Source organism: Bradyrhizobium sp. B097 (assembly GCF_038957035.1).
Taxonomy (GTDB): domain Bacteria; phylum Pseudomonadota; class Alphaproteobacteria; order Rhizobiales; family Xanthobacteraceae; genus Bradyrhizobium.
The window spans coordinates 7085279-7100575 of sequence record NZ_CP152412.1 but is presented as its reverse complement, the minus strand read 5'-3'; the positions used below and the strand labels follow the sequence as shown (position 1 = coordinate 7100575).

General features: G+C 57.1%; 14 protein-coding genes. 11 read left to right on the top strand and 3 right to left on the bottom strand.

Annotated elements, in window-relative coordinates; translation table 11 throughout:
- Window positions 1-628: 628 nt before the first annotated feature.
- The 8 genes from AAFG07_RS32645 to AAFG07_RS32610 all read left to right on the top strand — a co-directional run bounded on the left by AAFG07_RS32645 (window position 629) and on the right by AAFG07_RS32610 (window position 8181).
- Window positions 629-1339: a hypothetical protein gene (locus AAFG07_RS32645; protein WP_342723821.1), complete on the top strand. Its 711-nt coding sequence runs from the start codon at window positions 629-631 to the stop codon at window positions 1337-1339.
- A gap of 233 nt (window positions 1340-1572) precedes the next feature.
- Window positions 1573-2778 carry an aspartate aminotransferase family protein gene (locus tag AAFG07_RS32640; protein WP_342723820.1) on the top strand — a complete coding sequence of 402 codons (1206 nt, stop codon included), beginning with the start codon at window positions 1573-1575 and terminating at the stop codon, window positions 2776-2778.
- A 244-nt stretch (window positions 2779-3022) separates the two neighbouring features.
- The gene (locus AAFG07_RS32635) at window positions 3023-4309 is read left to right on the top strand and encodes an aminotransferase class I/II-fold pyridoxal phosphate-dependent enzyme (RefSeq protein WP_342723819.1); all 1287 of its coding nucleotides are present in this window, start codon (window positions 3023-3025) and stop codon (window positions 4307-4309) included.
- A gap of 515 nt (window positions 4310-4824) precedes the next feature.
- Window positions 4825-5526 (top strand): SDR family NAD(P)-dependent oxidoreductase, encoded by a 702-nt coding sequence (locus AAFG07_RS32630; RefSeq protein ID WP_342723818.1) that lies wholly within the window; start codon window positions 4825-4827, stop codon window positions 5524-5526.
- An 884-nt stretch (window positions 5527-6410) separates the two neighbouring features.
- Window positions 6411-6740: a hypothetical protein gene (locus tag AAFG07_RS32625; protein ID WP_342723817.1), complete on the top strand. Its 330-nt coding sequence runs from the start codon at window positions 6411-6413 to the stop codon at window positions 6738-6740.
- Window positions 6741-7181: 441 nt separating this feature from the next.
- Window positions 7182-7457 (top strand): recombinase family protein, encoded by a 276-nt coding sequence (locus tag AAFG07_RS32620; RefSeq protein WP_342723816.1) that lies wholly within the window; start codon window positions 7182-7184, stop codon window positions 7455-7457.
- Window positions 7458-7533: 76 nt separating this feature from the next.
- Window positions 7534-7680, top strand: coding sequence for a recombinase family protein (locus tag AAFG07_RS32615; protein WP_342729309.1), 147 nt, complete (start codon window positions 7534-7536; stop codon window positions 7678-7680).
- Between the two features lie 18 nt (window positions 7681-7698).
- Window positions 7699-8181, top strand: a complete 483-nt coding sequence (locus tag AAFG07_RS32610; RefSeq protein WP_342723815.1) for a hypothetical protein — start codon at window positions 7699-7701, stop codon at window positions 8179-8181.
- Between the two features lie 375 nt (window positions 8182-8556).
- Here the strand turns inward: AAFG07_RS32610 and AAFG07_RS32605 are convergent, their stop codons facing one another.
- Window positions 8557-8805: a hypothetical protein gene (locus AAFG07_RS32605; RefSeq protein ID WP_342723814.1), complete on the bottom strand. Its 249-nt coding sequence runs from the start codon at window positions 8803-8805 to the stop codon at window positions 8557-8559.
- 525 nt (window positions 8806-9330) lie between these two features.
- Window positions 9331-10502, bottom strand: a protein-coding gene (locus AAFG07_RS32600) for an IS3 family transposase (RefSeq protein ID WP_342723813.1) whose coding sequence is annotated in 2 segments (ribosomal slippage) — window positions 9331-10217 and window positions 10217-10502 — 1173 coding nt in all. Because the reading frame shifts where the segments join, the coding sequence is not laid out codon by codon here.
- Window positions 10503-12311: 1809 nt separating this feature from the next.
- On the opposite strand from AAFG07_RS32600, the gene AAFG07_RS32595 reads away from it, so the two are divergent.
- The 3 genes from AAFG07_RS32595 to AAFG07_RS32585 all read left to right on the top strand — a co-directional run bounded on the left by AAFG07_RS32595 (window position 12312) and on the right by AAFG07_RS32585 (window position 13756).
- Window positions 12312-12515 (top strand): hypothetical protein, encoded by a 204-nt coding sequence (locus AAFG07_RS32595; protein ID WP_342723812.1) that lies wholly within the window; start codon window positions 12312-12314, stop codon window positions 12513-12515.
- A 584-nt stretch (window positions 12516-13099) separates the two neighbouring features.
- Complete coding sequence (locus AAFG07_RS32590) at window positions 13100-13252, top strand: hypothetical protein (RefSeq protein WP_342723811.1); 153 nt, start codon at window positions 13100-13102, stop codon at window positions 13250-13252.
- Between the two features lie 312 nt (window positions 13253-13564).
- Entirely contained in the window at window positions 13565-13756 is a 192-nt protein-coding gene (locus tag AAFG07_RS32585; protein WP_342723810.1) for a hypothetical protein, read from the top strand.
- A gap of 122 nt (window positions 13757-13878) precedes the next feature.
- Here the strand turns inward: AAFG07_RS32585 and AAFG07_RS32580 are convergent, their stop codons facing one another.
- Window positions 13879-14499 (bottom strand): nitroreductase family protein, encoded by a 621-nt coding sequence (locus tag AAFG07_RS32580; protein WP_342723809.1) that lies wholly within the window; start codon window positions 14497-14499, stop codon window positions 13879-13881.
- Window positions 14500-15297: the final 798 nt, after the last annotated feature.

Here is a 15297-nt window from a genome sequence, read left to right as displayed (position 1 = left end):
TTTTTACCACGTGCGCGAAAAAGTATCGTGAGATAACCGCCTTAAGCGGCCGTTCCGCCATTGCCGCACCCCTGTTTAGGACGCACTGGTCAATGGGCTGATCAGGTTTGCGTAACTTCGCCCCAAAGCGACCAGGCACCGAGAGCTTACGAGTGATGGCCACGGTACGCTTGCGCGTTGGCCATATCTGGATTGCACTATTTCCAGCGGCCAGCACTTGAGCAGTCCCTATCTTCGACTGTTTGAAGGGCGCGTTCTTCCCAACAGATGCAGCCACATGCGAATCATCTGGCGCGCTCGTGCTCAACAAAAGCTTGGTATTTCGCCGATCGTAATCCGGTGAGCTTTTCCCTTTCATAACTGAAAGGTGGATGTACGATCAAGATTTCCAGGACCTCGGACTCTTTTAGCAATTCATGATCTGCGAGCCGCAACCCAACAAGTTCGCTACGCGATAGAACGCTTTTCCGCTCAACGTGCTGGCACCGCTTCGAGCGTTGAAGCCAATATCGCCGACCAGAGTAGGTAGTGTCTCGAGCCCTAGTTGATGCGTACCATCAATTGGCCGCTCGCCATACGATCTGGACCGTATGGCTATAGAACGGTGTTCATTGGGATGAGACCAAAGGTGCAGAAGATGACAACTGTCGTTAATCCGTTGCAAGTCTCTCGATTTCTCCGAGTGTATGACGACGCTGCCGCCCAAAAACGGATCAAGCTTTCTATCGGATTCGATTTTCAAGAGTATGTCTCGATTACTCACGCTCTTCCAACAAAAAGGCTGACGTATCCAAATTTCCGGCCAGATCGCTCGCCAATCAAATCAGGCGAAGGATATTGGATGATAGGCATCGACAAAGACAATGCGGTCGCACTTGTACAGGCTGCTCGATTGTATGATCTTTCTGGCACCAACTTTGCGGAACATCTTGAATCTCTGAAGGCCTTTTACGCTGACCCGACTATACATGCACATCCTGACGACCGTTGTACCTGCACCGCACCAAGCGCGAAGGAGATCAGCGGGAGAGTGGCCTACCACGGGGACTTTTGGTTGCGCGAAGACTTCAGAGGTCAGGGCGTGCCCAAGATCATGGCTGCCGTATTGCGCGGCATTTCTTTTGCAATGTGGGCGCCCGACTTCTTATGTGGACTTGCCGCGCAATGGACCTTGGATAAAGGCGTTCTTGCGCAATACGGACATACGCATCATGAAGCCGGTGGTGCGATATTACGGCTGGTAGCAGAGGATATTGCGGACGACGACTTACTCGTTTGGCTAACCGGCGAGGAGTTGAGGAGTCTTGTTGATAGCACGACAGAAGCGATCCGCATTTGAACTTTCTTCCTCTGTGACTACAGTAGGTGACGATTGTTGTGTCCGTTAGATCGTTCAAAATGAGGTGAACCAGGAATTATCGGGCTCGAAATATGATGGAAAATGCACGTGTCGGACAGAGATCTAGGGATAACTTTGCCCGCGCGCGGTTCATATTCCCTGACGGCACATCACGATCAACCGTCGAACGAGATCCGATTCCGCTCTATGTCCAGCGTGGGTTAGGTTGCTATGTGTTCGACGTCGATGGCCGTCGGTTTCTGGATCTCAATTGTAACTTCACGACGTTGATCCATGGCCATGCCTTTGCGCCCGTCGTGGAAGCGCTAACCCATCAGCTCCAGCGCGGCAGTTGTTTCGCGAACCCTACAGAGAGCGAGATCGAGCTCGCCGAGCTACTGTGCGAGCGCATTCCGCAGGTTCATCGAATCCGTTTTGTCAACACGGGGACTGAAGCTGTGCTGTTTGCGATCAAGGCTGCCCGAGCCTTCACGGGACGTTCGAAAATCGCGAAGCTTGAAGGCGCGTATCATGGCGCCTACGACTGGGCCGAGGTCAGTCTAGCGGCCATGCCGGACGACTGGGGTGATCCCGACGCACCCAGTTCTACGGGTGTCTATCGCGGGATGCCGGCGAGCGTGCTCGATGACGTGGTCGTGCTCCGCTTCAATGATGTGGAAAGCGTACGTCGGTTATTGCTATTGCATGCGCAGAAGCTTGCCGCAGTCATCTTGGATCCGATGCCAAGCCGCGGTGGTCTAATAGCGCCGACGCCTGAGTTCATTGCTGCGGTTCAGGACGTTGCCCGTAGCAGCGGCATTCTTTTGATAGCTGACGAAGTCCTGAATCTCAGGCAAAGTTTCCGGGGAGCTTCCGTCCGCTATGGTCTTGTTCCAGACCTCGTCACGATGGGCAAGATCATCGGCGGCGGATTGCCAATTGGAGCAATAGGCGGTCGCGAGGACGTGATGAAAATGTTCGATGCCTCAGCGGGCCAGCCACTGCTACCTCAAGGCGGTACATTTTCTGCCAATCCTCTATCCATGACAGCGGGTCTCGTTGCAATGCGGCATCTAGATCATGCGGCTTTTGCACACCTTGAGATGCTTGGAAACATTGTCAGAGAAGGCATTGGTCAGACCATTTCAAATCGGGGCGTGCCCCTATGCGTGACCGGAGCCGCCTCACTATTTCGTATCCATCCTATGGCGCAAATGCCGAGTGACTATCGTGAAGCTTATCCCGGGCTCGCCGGAGTAACTCTAATGAAGCAACTTACGCGCTTCTTTGCGGAGAGCGGCATCATCTTGCCATACGGGACTGCCGCTTCGATCTCGACACAAATGGCTTGCGCCGACGCCGAATTCATCATCCATGTGTTCACGGGCTTTCTCGATAAATACGAAGACATGCTGGACGCAGTGGACGTATGCGCATGACCAAAGCGACACGTTGCGCAATGTATCGCTCTCCGTCTAGTTTGTTGCTATTGGGGCGATCTGCGATTAACCCACTCTATCTGGTAGGTGCTCGAGCGATGTCGCGGTGGTTTAATTGAATCAGAAGGCCGATAGCTACTACTAGGATCAGGCAAATCTGTGGTCGGGCCGTTGTGGTAAAGTAGTCGTCCCGGTCATCTTAGCGGTAAGCGGGCGCATGCTTAGCAGATGGAACGGGGAATAAATGGAAAAATCGAACCCGCTCTTTAGTCGCGGCCAGCCGACCGGTCACTTTCGGAACACCGCCTACGTCATCAAGAAGAGCAGTCCGTACTTCGACGCAGCCCATGCGGCTGGCCTCATGGCCGTCACGGCACGTTCTATGACCGGACGGAGTTTTGCCTTAGGCCGCGGTCCGCTTGACAGCAGGCCGAAGATAACTGACTTCGTACGATGCTCCTACTTGGGCCTGGATAATCATCCAGTGGTCGTAGCTGGGGCGATTGAGGCAATTGAGGCGCATCGGTCATTGCACTGGTCCTGCGCACGAACACGACTTAATTTCGATCTTCTAGAAGAGCTTGAAAAAAACTTGTCGGAGATGTTTCGCGCGCGCGTGATCGCCTTTTCCACCGTCATGCTCGCCAATCTGGGCGCAATGCCCCTCCTTGCTTCGGGCCAATTGACGGGCGGAAGAAAGCCGGTTGTGGTCTTCGACCGCATTGCCCACATATCGCTCGCTTATCATAAGCCGATAGTTGCTGATGAAACGCAGGTGGAAACAATAGCGCACAACGATATGGATGCCCTCGAGGCTTTGTGCCGTGAACATCCAATGGTTGCGTATGTGTGCGATGGTGTTTATTCCATGGGAGGGCATTCGCCGATCAAGGAACTCCGCCAACTCCAAGAACGCTATGGTCTCTTTCTCTATATCGACGATGCTCATGGAATATCGCTGTTTGGACACGAAGGCGAAGGATTTGCCCGCTCTCAGTTTGCGGAAGCGTTAGGTGACCGCACGATCATAGTAGCCTCGCTGGCAAAGGGATTCGGCGCATCGGGCGGCATGTTGATGCTTGGAACGGCCGAACAAGAGACTCTGTTTCGGCGGTACTCAATTCCGTATGCCTTCTCGGTGGCTCCCAATTTGGCTGCTGTCGGCGCCGCGATTGGTTCGTGCAAGATTCATCGATCGGCAGAGCTCGGTGACCGGCAGGAGCGGTTGTCGCAACGGATCAAGGTTTTTGACGATCTTCTCGCAACCGCTGAGCAAGGTAATTCACTTCCGATCCGAATGATCGCGATCGGCTCCGAAGCCAAGGCGATTGCAATCGCAAGAGAGCTTCTCGATGATGGCTTCTATACTTCCGTGATATTCTTCCCGACGGTCGCGCAAGGACAAGCGGGGATTCGAGTGTGCATTACGGCCGATCATGAAGTCCAGGAGATAGAACGGCTGTCCGGCTGCATCTTGGAAAGGGTACCCGATAAAGCCGCCAAGCCGAGCATAGCATCAACCCCTTCCTGAGGCACTATCGGCCATTCTGTGAGGGAGGTCATGAAGGTGACAAAGATAGATGAGGCTCCATTGTTCGCGTTCGAAAACATATCGCGATCGATGAGACGAACGTCATCGACGTGTGCCGACGGGACAATGAATACTCCTACGGAGAGCGCTGTCCGACTGAAAGATGGGCGCTTCATCGGTAACTGCGAGCGAGGAAGTCGCGCCGCCTGTTGGATCCCAATCAAGGAAAAGCTGCGGAGCATTGCAAGCGGAAATATAAGATCGTTGGAAATGAAGATCGACGGCTCAGCGTGCGGCGACTTGTCGAATCGCAGTGAGCGAATCAAGGCGCGACGGGGACGATACGTCGTCCGGAGGTGTACGCGACTTTACCTTCCCATGGCTGTGGGCTCGCTCATTGCGCCGCTTGCGGATTTTTGAGAATTATGCTGCCGAAACCAGAAAAGCCCTGTTGCCCAAGCGAAAGACGCGTTGCTCTCGTGACTGGAGGAGCACGCGGGATTGGACTTGAAATCGTGCGCCGTTTCTTAATTGATGGCCACCGTGTGGCTTTCGTGGCTACAAGCGTTGCGCATGTGGGGCGGGCGCTTGACACTCTTACCGGTTCGGAAGATCGGCTTTATGCTGAGGCGATCGATGTAACGAGAGAAAGCGAATTAGAATGCTTTATTGATCGTATCCGGGCGCGTTGGGGCGAGATTGCGATTCTAGTAAACAACGCTGGAATCTCCCCCAAGCGGCTAGATCAGAATGCACCCTGGCTGTCGCAGATATCGCTTGAGGAATGGACGCGGGTCCTCGATGTCAACCTCAAGAGTCCCTTCAACCTCATACGGCTCTTAGCGCCAGCGATGACTCTGATGAGATATGGACGCGTCATCAATGTCGGGTCACTCGCCGGCCGCGCCATGCCTCTGATCGCAGGGCCGCATTACGCAGCGTCGAAAGCAGGATTGGTCGGATTGACCCGTGCGGCCGCGCGAGATCTCGCTGCCCACGGCATCACAGTCAATTGCATCGCTCCTGGGCGTGTTCTCAGTGACCTGACTGGGCCAGCCGAGGCCGCGGTCAATCGCTCTGCCCTCAGTCGGATTCCAGTTGGCCGTTTCGGCACAGCTGAAGAGATTGCGCACGTCGCAGCGTTTCTGGCTTCGCCGATGGCGGGCTTTGTAACCGGTATAACCATCGACGTCACAGGCGGCGAGTTTGCCGCCTGATGCATGTCGCATTTTGGATCACCGATGTTCTGGAGCATCCCTTGGCCCGGAAATGGTCTATGAGAGCGTTATCGCATCGAAATCGGCGGGCTGGACAGTGATCAGCTATTAACAGCGGCGGGGTTGTCCGATTGCATCGATGCAGATCGGCGATCGGTGCGGGGAATCGGTGTCATTGACCTCGCGACGGGTTTGTAGGCTCATTTGTGTACCGGCACACTGGCTGATCTCGGTGCTGATGTCACCAAGATCGAGGCTATCTGTGTGTGCCTCGTGGCTGGTGCGTATCTGCCAGCGTAACTGTATTGAAGACGGGAGCTCGGCCTCCCGAAGCCGGCCTGCTGGGACAGGCTTCAAACCACTCCAGGCTACTGCGTTAAAGAGACGTGGTGGTGAGCGCTAGGGAAAAGGCGGCCGGGCTACGCCGGCAGGTTAGTGATGAGAAGATGAGCGCAAGCGAATCGCCGATGACGAATCGAAATGGGTCCAAACGCTGCCAAAATGGGCATGGGGATAGTGATGCTCGGAAGAGTGTGGGCGATACCTGCTTACGGTCCACGCGGCCGCCGGTGTATAGGCGGCATGATCTCATCACAGGCGTCTGGCTCGGGGTATAAGGGCATCCGCAAGTGGCGCACACCACGAGGGAGAAAGCCAATACCCGAGACAGGGATGGAGTAGCTCATAGTAGCGCTGAAGTCGCTCTAATGGCCATGGAGCGAAGCGGCTGCGTTACCCTGTTCGACATCGGACGCCAACCGGCTTTGGCGGGAGGAGCGTCATGACACCGGACAAGCCGTTGCCAATCACCAAGTGTATATGGTCTGAGAGGCTTACCAAATGGCGGCAGGGATGGAAAAGCGGCGGGCGTCGATGGCCAGAGCTTGGATAAGTTTCTTGGAAATAACCTCGACAAGCTCCGGAACCACATGGCATCGGGAAGCTACTTCCCGCCAGCGGTAAGGCGCGCGGAGATTCCCAAAGCCAACGGCGGCATCCGTCCTCTGGGCATTCCGACGGTCGGGGACCGCGTCGCACAGATGATGATCAAGGAGAATCTGGAACCGGGGGAAGAGCTTGTCAACCGAAATTGGCGAGCTCGACGCGCAATCGCAGCCAGGGGTAGAGGTCACCGCAACCTCGATCGCACCGAGATGATCGAGAACCAGAGCCCACTAGGAGAGGTAGCAGCGATGGCTATGAAAGATATGTAATGCTAGTTGCCAGGTAAGAGGAGGCGATATGAAGATATCAACCACGCAATAGCGGGACAACAGAGACGCGCCTCCTTTAGAACAAGAGTTTTCACTCATTGGCTTCGTTTTCCGGTCTCCTGACTGGCATTACAGGTAACTCGTCTCATTCAGCGACTTTCAGGTCAATGCTAATCAGCTTGTAAGGCGAAATATCCCAAGATTGGAGAATACCACCATGAGCAAAGCAGCTTTGGTCGAAAATTTCATCCCGCGTACAGGTTTGCGAAGTTCTCGTTCCAAACTAGGTGCGCTTCGTGCGGGCCGACGACGATGTGACGGGAGGCGAAGTTGAAACCGCCGCGAAGTACGCCAGAGTGTCGTCGGACAAACAGAAGGAGGAGAACACGCTCGCCAGTCAGACGAGCGCGCTGACCGCTTTCGCGCGATCAGAACTGCGACGTGCCGGCGGAATGGGCGATCGAAGACGACGGCCGTAGCGGCGCGAGCTTGTTGCGCCCTGGGCTTGAACGACTGCGCGATCTCGCCGCAGAAGGGCGGATCGAAGCCGTGCTCTTCTACGCTCCCGATCGGCTGAGCGGGCGCATGCGCATCAAATCCTTCTTGGCGAAGAGCTCGCGGGCGCCGACGTCGAGGTATTGTTCATTCGCTCGAGACGGGCCGCGACGCCGGCAGACGAGCTCCTGCTGCAGTTTTCAAGGCATGATCGCCGAGTAAGAAAGCTCGCAAATCCTGGAGTGGTCGCGGCGAGGGAAGCGCCATCGCGCCCTTCAACGCCAAGTGAGCGTGCTTTCTGGCGCGATACAGCATCGGCTCCATCACGCGCCTGCTCAATGAACGCAAGAGTCCGACAGCCAAAGAAACAGGCCGCTGGGAACGCTCGACCGTCTGGGCGATGCTGCGCAATCCCGCGTATAAAGGAACGGCCTGCTTTGGCTAGACGCGGATCGCGCCGCACATGCGTGTGACGCGGCCGTTGCGACTGCGCGGCGGCGTCGCGCCTCGCAACAGGGCCAAAGTGCCGACCATCATCAGCAAGGAGACTTTCGCATTGGCGAACGAGCCTTTGGAAGCCAACAAGAAGCTTGGGCCGGATGGCTGGCGCTGGCTCGGCGGACGGGTCTGCGACAACCGCCAGATGCGCCAGGGTTTGCTGGACGAGGTGGTATGGAAAGAGATCGCGCTTTTACTTGAAGACCGACACCTTATTGAAGACGAATTTGAGCGTCGACTCACGGCGGCGCGCAACGCCGATCTCACACAGCGCCCCGAGGAAACGCTTCGCCGCGACCCTGCGCGCTCCCGGAAAAGCGTCGAGCGTCTCCTCACGGCCTATCAGGGGAGCCATCTCTCACTTGAAGAGCTGCGCAGTCGCATGCCCAATTTGCGCAGCTGCGAACAGGCTTGCCTTTCGGCGCTGCAAGCGATCGAAAACCAATAAGGAGAAGAAAGTCTGTCTGCGTCTCGCCGAATCCGTGACGAGCTTCCTTGACCGCCTGCGCTGTGCGGCGCTGGCCAACAAGGCAAACAGCAACGCTGGCTGCGCTGCCTCACGCCCCGTAATACCCACCAACGAGAGTTCATCGACGTTGCGCAGATCGAATGCATGATGCCGCTTGCGGCGCCATGGATGCCGTCCGTCCGGTCGACGATATGCCACCGCCGAAAAGGCATGGCAATTTGACATCCGCCATTTGCACCAGATGGCTGCTTCCAATCGCGGATGCGGACAACCGGGCATGTTAGCCACGACCGAAGAGGACATTTGGCGGATGCGAGCCCGCACTTAACTTTCTAAACTAATCGGCGCATTAGTCTACCTACTCGTGTGATCGACATGCTGATGTACGGAAATATCGAGTTCGATTTCTCTCGCGACCTCGACGATGATTTCTGGATGATGTCCGTTCTCGAACACCGCGTACTTTAATGCTTGGGCGCGGTTTGTGAACAGTCCGCCGAATGTGCCGTTCTGCTCGCGGGCAATCCAGTTGCCGCGACGATTTCTCCCAATAAAGACGGTTGACGCAATTCGACTGCGCGAGTGAGGTTCGACGAGCTTCATCATCTTTCCTTAAGCTTTTGCGAGGTTGATGGCATGTTCTCAGCCAACGCTTTGAAATGCATAGGCGGATATCCAAAGGTATCGGACCTTAGAATGCTTGCATTTTACCTTCCAATCGATTCCATCGAATCATTTCGAACAGGCCATACCGATTGACCCGACGGGAAATGCAAAGAGCCACATCTGCGTTCGACATCAGCGATTTGACCTTACTGGCGACTTAAGAGCTTGAATCGGCGGGCCTCGCTTAATCAGGGCCGTAAAGGTCCGCCGCGGCACAGGCTCTACGCGGTTTCATGGCCGGTCTAGTCGCAGGAATCCCATCGAGCCCTGCTGAGCCAATTGTCCGGCACGCACAAACTACACCAGCCACTAATCAACTCCTGTCAGGAAACTCGCCGCCCGTGCTGCGTCTCTCTTGCTTATCCCAACCGGTGCGTGACGTTGCCGGACGTGACGATCCTCCTGAAGCATACATTCCTTGTCGATATGTGCGGTGATCTTCCCCCAAAACAGTGGACAGGGTTAAGCTGTTTTTAGCTCCATTTCGATCGGGGCGATATATCCGATGGCGGAGTGGAGACGGATCCGATTGTAGAAGCCCTCGATGAAGGTGAAGATGTCGCGCTGGGTCTCGGCGCGGGTCTCGTATTGGCGATGATGAACGAGCTCGGTCTTCAGGGTATGGAAGAAGCTTTCCATCGGGGCATTGTCGTAGCAGTCGGCCTTGCGGCTCATCGATGCGGTGATGCCGGCGGTCGACAGGACCGCGCGATAGTCCTGTGAAGCGTACTGCACGCCGCGATCGGAATGATGGATCAATCCGGCCTCCGGCCGCTGCTGGCGGATCGCCATGGTCAAGGCGGACGAGGCGAGTTCGACCTGCATGTGATCGCGCATCGCCCAGCCGACGATTTTGCGGCTGAAGAGGTCCATGATGGCTGCCAGATAGAGCCAGCCCTCTGCCGTCGGAATGTAGGTGATATCGGCGAGCCAGATTAGGTTCGGAGCCGCAGCTGCAAAGTGACGTTCGATGAGGTTCGACGCGATCGGCATGCCATGACGGCTGTCGGTGGTCCGAACGCGACGCGGTGCTGCCATGATGGCGCGGATGCCGTGCCGATGCATCAAGCGTTCGATCCGGCCACGACTGACGCCACCTCCCTGCGCCCGCATCGCGGCATGGATGCGTGGGCTGCCATAGCGGCCGCCGCTGTCCTGATGGACCTGTCGGATCGAAGCCAGGAGCGCAGTATTAGTGGTTGTACGGGCGCTCGCCGGCCGCTCCCGCCAAGCGTAATAGCCGGCCGCCGAGACCCCGAGCACAGCGCACATCAGCCGCACCGGATAGGCATCGCGATGGTCCTCGATGAAGCGGAAGCTCATGTCCGTGTTCCGGCAAAGATCGCGATCGACTTTTTTAGAATGTCCCGTTCCATGCGCAGCCGCTCGTTCTCCTCGCGCAGCCGGGCGATCTCGGCAGCCTGGTCCGCCGGCATCGGCGCCGCCTGCGTCGCGGGGCGCCGCGTCGCCGATGCCGGCACATGCCGCAGCTTCTCCACCCAGCGCCGCAATACCGAGTCGCGCAGACCGAGTTCCTTGCCGACCGACGTGATCGACCGACCACTCGAGACCACCAGTTCAGCGGCCTGCCGCTTGTACTCCTCGGTAAACGACCGACGTTGACGCTCTTGCATCCGACACCTCTTGGCTCTCAGAGCCTACTACAGGTGTCCACTCATTCGGAGGAGGTTCAGCGGACCCATCGCTATTATGCTTCTTGAATTAATGCCCGCGGCTAGCACCCCACCCGCAGATCTGCCGATCTCTAGTTGTTTCCAACCGTCGTCGTCTAGGCGCTCGCCACTTGCAACTTTCGGCCTGCTAATGACGAGCGCGGTCGGCGCTCAATGGTGAAGAATACGGCAAAAGGGAAGGGAGTGCTCCTACCAATTTTGGAGGGGATACGAAGCATGTCCGTGGCTTTATGGCCGTTCACTTGGAGCAGCACCCACACCGCTGCCGAACTCGACTTGACGCCTTGAGGCATGAGAGCATCCCCCACGCCGGTCAAGCACGACGACAATCGTGCTCCGCAAGAACAGGGGCCGCAGCGCCAGGGCTTATACTGTGATCTTCCGGAATAATACGCGAGAAGCGGAACTATTCTTGTTCGCGCGAGGATCCGGAACATTATCATGGCAGAGATACGGGTTCGAACCGATGTCGTCAGCTGGAAGGATCTCGCCGCGAGAGGGCGTGGCGGGGCCATTCATTTAAGAGGCACCTGATTGAGAGGATCAGACCGCAGGTCCGTCCTCACAATACAGGAATGCCTCATGCTCATGATGAGTTCGAGCCCCCGCTGCACCGCTGCTTGACCGACGATAGTATAGCTGCGCAAGTTATCAACCTCGACGCGACAATCTCATGTTTGCCGGTTGAGTACTTCAGCTGACAGTTCGGCCAATCACTTGACGACCTCGGCTTCGAGCAGGATCTACGCCTGATCGGATTGATGCGGTCGTGGACCCACATCGACAAATGATGCGCGTAGTGCTTTCTCTATGCGGCGATGACGCTCGGGCGTAAGGACGTGATTGAGAGAATCATCTCGGCCAACGAGTCCCCGCAAAACACTGGTGTTAAGTGCGGAGAAAATCGCCTTTCTTCTGGAGACTGTACCGGCCGTGCAGAATCGCGTTGTACTGGTGGCGCCCCGCTACCAGTCCACCGGGCAGCCTAGTCTGCGGGCTGATGTCCGTGCGATCGACAGCAAGCGCATGCTAATCGTGATCACGTCGGTAGGGGCGGCAAGGATCGTTACGAGACGCTGTTGCCGCGATTGGTCAGCGTCCTACGATATGGCAAACCGCATGTCTGGACGACCCGGTGAACGTCATTGGGCGAGAGGCTTGCCGCAAACCTCAGCAATATGCCGGGCTCGATAAGCCGGTTGCGGCACGTGTCCTGCGACACAGCGTTGCTGCGAGGCGCCGTATGCTGTATCCGGCTCATCCAAGTCCTTTTGGCCGCGCGCGATCGTCATCGGCAAAGCCCAATACGCAAGTCGCGACAATCTGATAGCGCGGACTAAAAGCCCGCGCGGCGACCTCGCCTACGATTGGGATCTCGGCCAGCGCGGATGCGCGGCGCCGCCCGGCGTTTGAGATGGCGGATATCTATCTCATCCCACGCCGAGCACCCGCAACAGCGTGTCGGTCGTGATCAAGCGGTTCTCCGGCGAGCGGCGCACCGCGCAGATCTTCGTCGCGGTGCTTCATCGAGCTTCACATGCGCGCAGGAGACCTGGCCCATGGGCCTGGTGACCGGATCGATAGCCTACGTCGTCTTTCGAAGCGATCGGCGATGTACCGGCACTGCGCGTACCGGACAACACCAAGGTCGCGGTTGCTCAAGGTCTGCCTCCACAGCCACGCCGGCGGCGCATTCCGACGCCGCCATTCTGCCCATCAGACCACGATGGCCATCGGCCAAGACAAAGGTTGAGCAGGCGCCCTCGTACGCGAGCACTGGCTGCTCGGACGTCGCCGTCGAACTTCCACAGCCTCGAGGTCGCGGCGATCGTCGAGTTCATGACCCGGCTCAACGAAGAGCGACCGATCCGGGAGCTCGGCATGGCCTTGCAGCAGATGGACCGGCCGGCACTCGGGGTCTTGCCAAAGAGCCCTGGCGTGTTCGCCGAGTAACCGATCAGCCGAGTCAGCGTCGAGTTTCACGTCGAGGTCCAAGTGTACTACTGCGGTGTCTCGCATGGTCCATGCCAAGCTTGAGGTGCGTTTCACCGCCAGACACCATTGAGATGCTTCAGAAAGGCAAGCGGATCGCGTTCAGCGCTGAGCGAAAGCCAGAACACACCATCATAGCCGGAACACATGGCGTCTGGCCATCGTCTCGACGACAGCTAGATCATCGAGCGTATCCGCAAGGAGACAGCCACGAGCGGGGCCGGCTACCGCGGTGCTGTGCAACCCTGCTCGAACTGGGAGCGTCGCTGCGAGTCAACAAGTTGCGTTCCACGAGGCTGCAACATGCGAAGCTGCGTCGAAAGCTTGGTTGAGGACCTCGACCATGGCGCCCCGCTTGGCCTCGACCCCAGCGTTCTGACGATGCTGGTCGAACGCCGACGGATCGACGACTATATCAACCTGCTGATCTGCGGACCCTCCGGCGTCGGCAAGAGCGATTGTCTTGCCTCAGCGCTCGGCAACAGGCCTGCCGCGACAGCGGGGCGAGCTTTATCAGCGCGTCCCGCGCGTCCCCAGATCTCGCATTGGTGCGCGGCGACAGCCGCCATCCCCATCGCACGCTGGGCCGTGTCGATTTCCTCCTACTCGACGACTGCGGCCTCGAGCCGTTCGACACAGCGGTCCACCACGAATTCGCGGAGACCTTCGATCATCGCTACGACCGCTTCACCAGCTAGCTCCCCTGGCACGCCCTGATCCGCGATCCTTCCTGCGCCGGCGTCATCCTCGACCGCCCTGGGCCATAAAGCCCACCGGATAAATCTTAATGGCGAGAGCATGCGGCGAACTACAAACCAATCCGAAAGGCTTGAAGTAAGTGACGCTGTGGACACGCCGCCGCGCTTGGACAACGCAAGCGCGTTGCCATCGTGCCCAGCAGGAACAGCAGAAAAATCAAACCTCGAGGCGCTATACAAGAATACGCGGCTAGCTCGAGGCCAGAATCCAAATAGCCAGAACTCCTCAGCCCCGAGCGAGATCAAATCGGAATGATGCGCGACATCTTCCTTGAATCTTGGACGAGATCAAATTCGTTAGCATTGCAAGCTGAGCGTTTTCTTGGAAGAAATATCAAAAATCGCAAAATAGTGATGCGCATCATCGTCAAAAGAAAACGCTCGCTGCAGCTTTGGATGAATAGCGATGTATACGTTGGGGAACCGCGCGCCCACTTGCGCTAGACAAGTACGTCAACTGCTGAATGTCCGCATGATATCGGCATGTTGATCGGACTCCGCTCGAGGCTGATCGCCGCGTCGGGCGCGCAGTCCTGTGAGGGTCAAGTCAGAGCGCACCCCATCCGTCAACGTCTAAATCGCTCAGGAAAGAAGCCGCGCCCGACAAACTCACCGACGGGCAATCGTCCACTCGGCTGTTCACGCTTCAGTAGACCGAGCGGCAAGTGTGCGCCGTCGCCCTTGCGTCCAACGGCGATCGCAATCTCTACCGAAAAACCCTCAGGCACCCGCAGCTCAGTGCGCGCTTTCTCTGCGTCAAATCCAGTCATGCCGTGGGCGGCCCAGCCTGCGGCCGTTGCTTGGTTGGCAAAGTTGGCCCAGGCCGATCCGCTGTCGAAGGAATGCGTGCGCGAGAACTGTCGTTCGGTCTTGCCATGTGGGGTGAACTCCTTGCTCGACAACAGGTAGATCAAAGCCGCCGCATGTTGCGCCCAACCTCGGTTGAAGTCGACCAGAGGTGCAAGGAAGGCTTCGAGTTCCGGCTGGCCGCGCAAGGCATAGAGAAAGCGCCATGGCTGGGAGTTAAAAGTCGATGGCGCCCACCGAGCGGCCTCAAAGCAGGTGTTCAGAACTCCTTCCGGGATTTCATTGTCGGTGAACCCACGCGGCGACCAGCGATTGATAAAAATTGGGTCCGCAGGATGCTCGGGGGTACGGATTTTGGATGCATGCTCTTGAGTGGTCACTCTCTTCTCCTTGGTCCTTTTTTGGGAAGCGACTACGCCAGAGTGGTGAGCATGTCGTCGGGGCCTCGACCAAGCCCCTGTTCTCCCGCCGAAAGATCGATATCCATGCGCTCGCTGCCCGTAATGGTCGGATATCAAAAACTGGATGGTGACGTTAGCTCGATTATGGCATTGAAGATATCACGCCTAGCAAAACTTCGGTTATCCGGCTGTGGGGGGATTGGATGACACGGCCTCGTGCTGACGATCTGCGGATTGACGAGAATATCCAGCTGAATTACGTGCAATTGCTCGATGACGATCCTTGGACGATAGCCATTCTCGAACGGAGTATGTCTGACACGTGGGTGCGCGTCACGAACGAACCACCAGATACAGTGATCTGTTCGTGTATACCCAGTCGCCGGAGGATTCCGGCCGACAAATGAAGGTCGCCGCGGCCGCGCCGCAGAGGAATTTCGAGGAGTTTCACGTTTGTAATAGTTCCTTGGCTTCACAAAACATGCTGGCGCAGAGGCGTCATCAGCAATTCCTTGCACGATGCCCAGCCCCAGAGGGGGCGTTTTCCTCCTGGCAATGAGCGTGCCACTAAAAATTCCTGCAAACTGAAGCGCTAATGCAAGGAAGTTATGGAGCTAGGGGACTTAAGCTCGTTACGGCAGTAGTACCTTCCGCAATTGGCCCCGGGCCAAAATGGATACGGGGTGGATCATTCGGACCGCTTTGACGAATTCAGAGTTAGTGCTCGGGCTGAATGCAGGGCGCCCGCCAGCTTAGATCTTCGCAATTACGGCAATT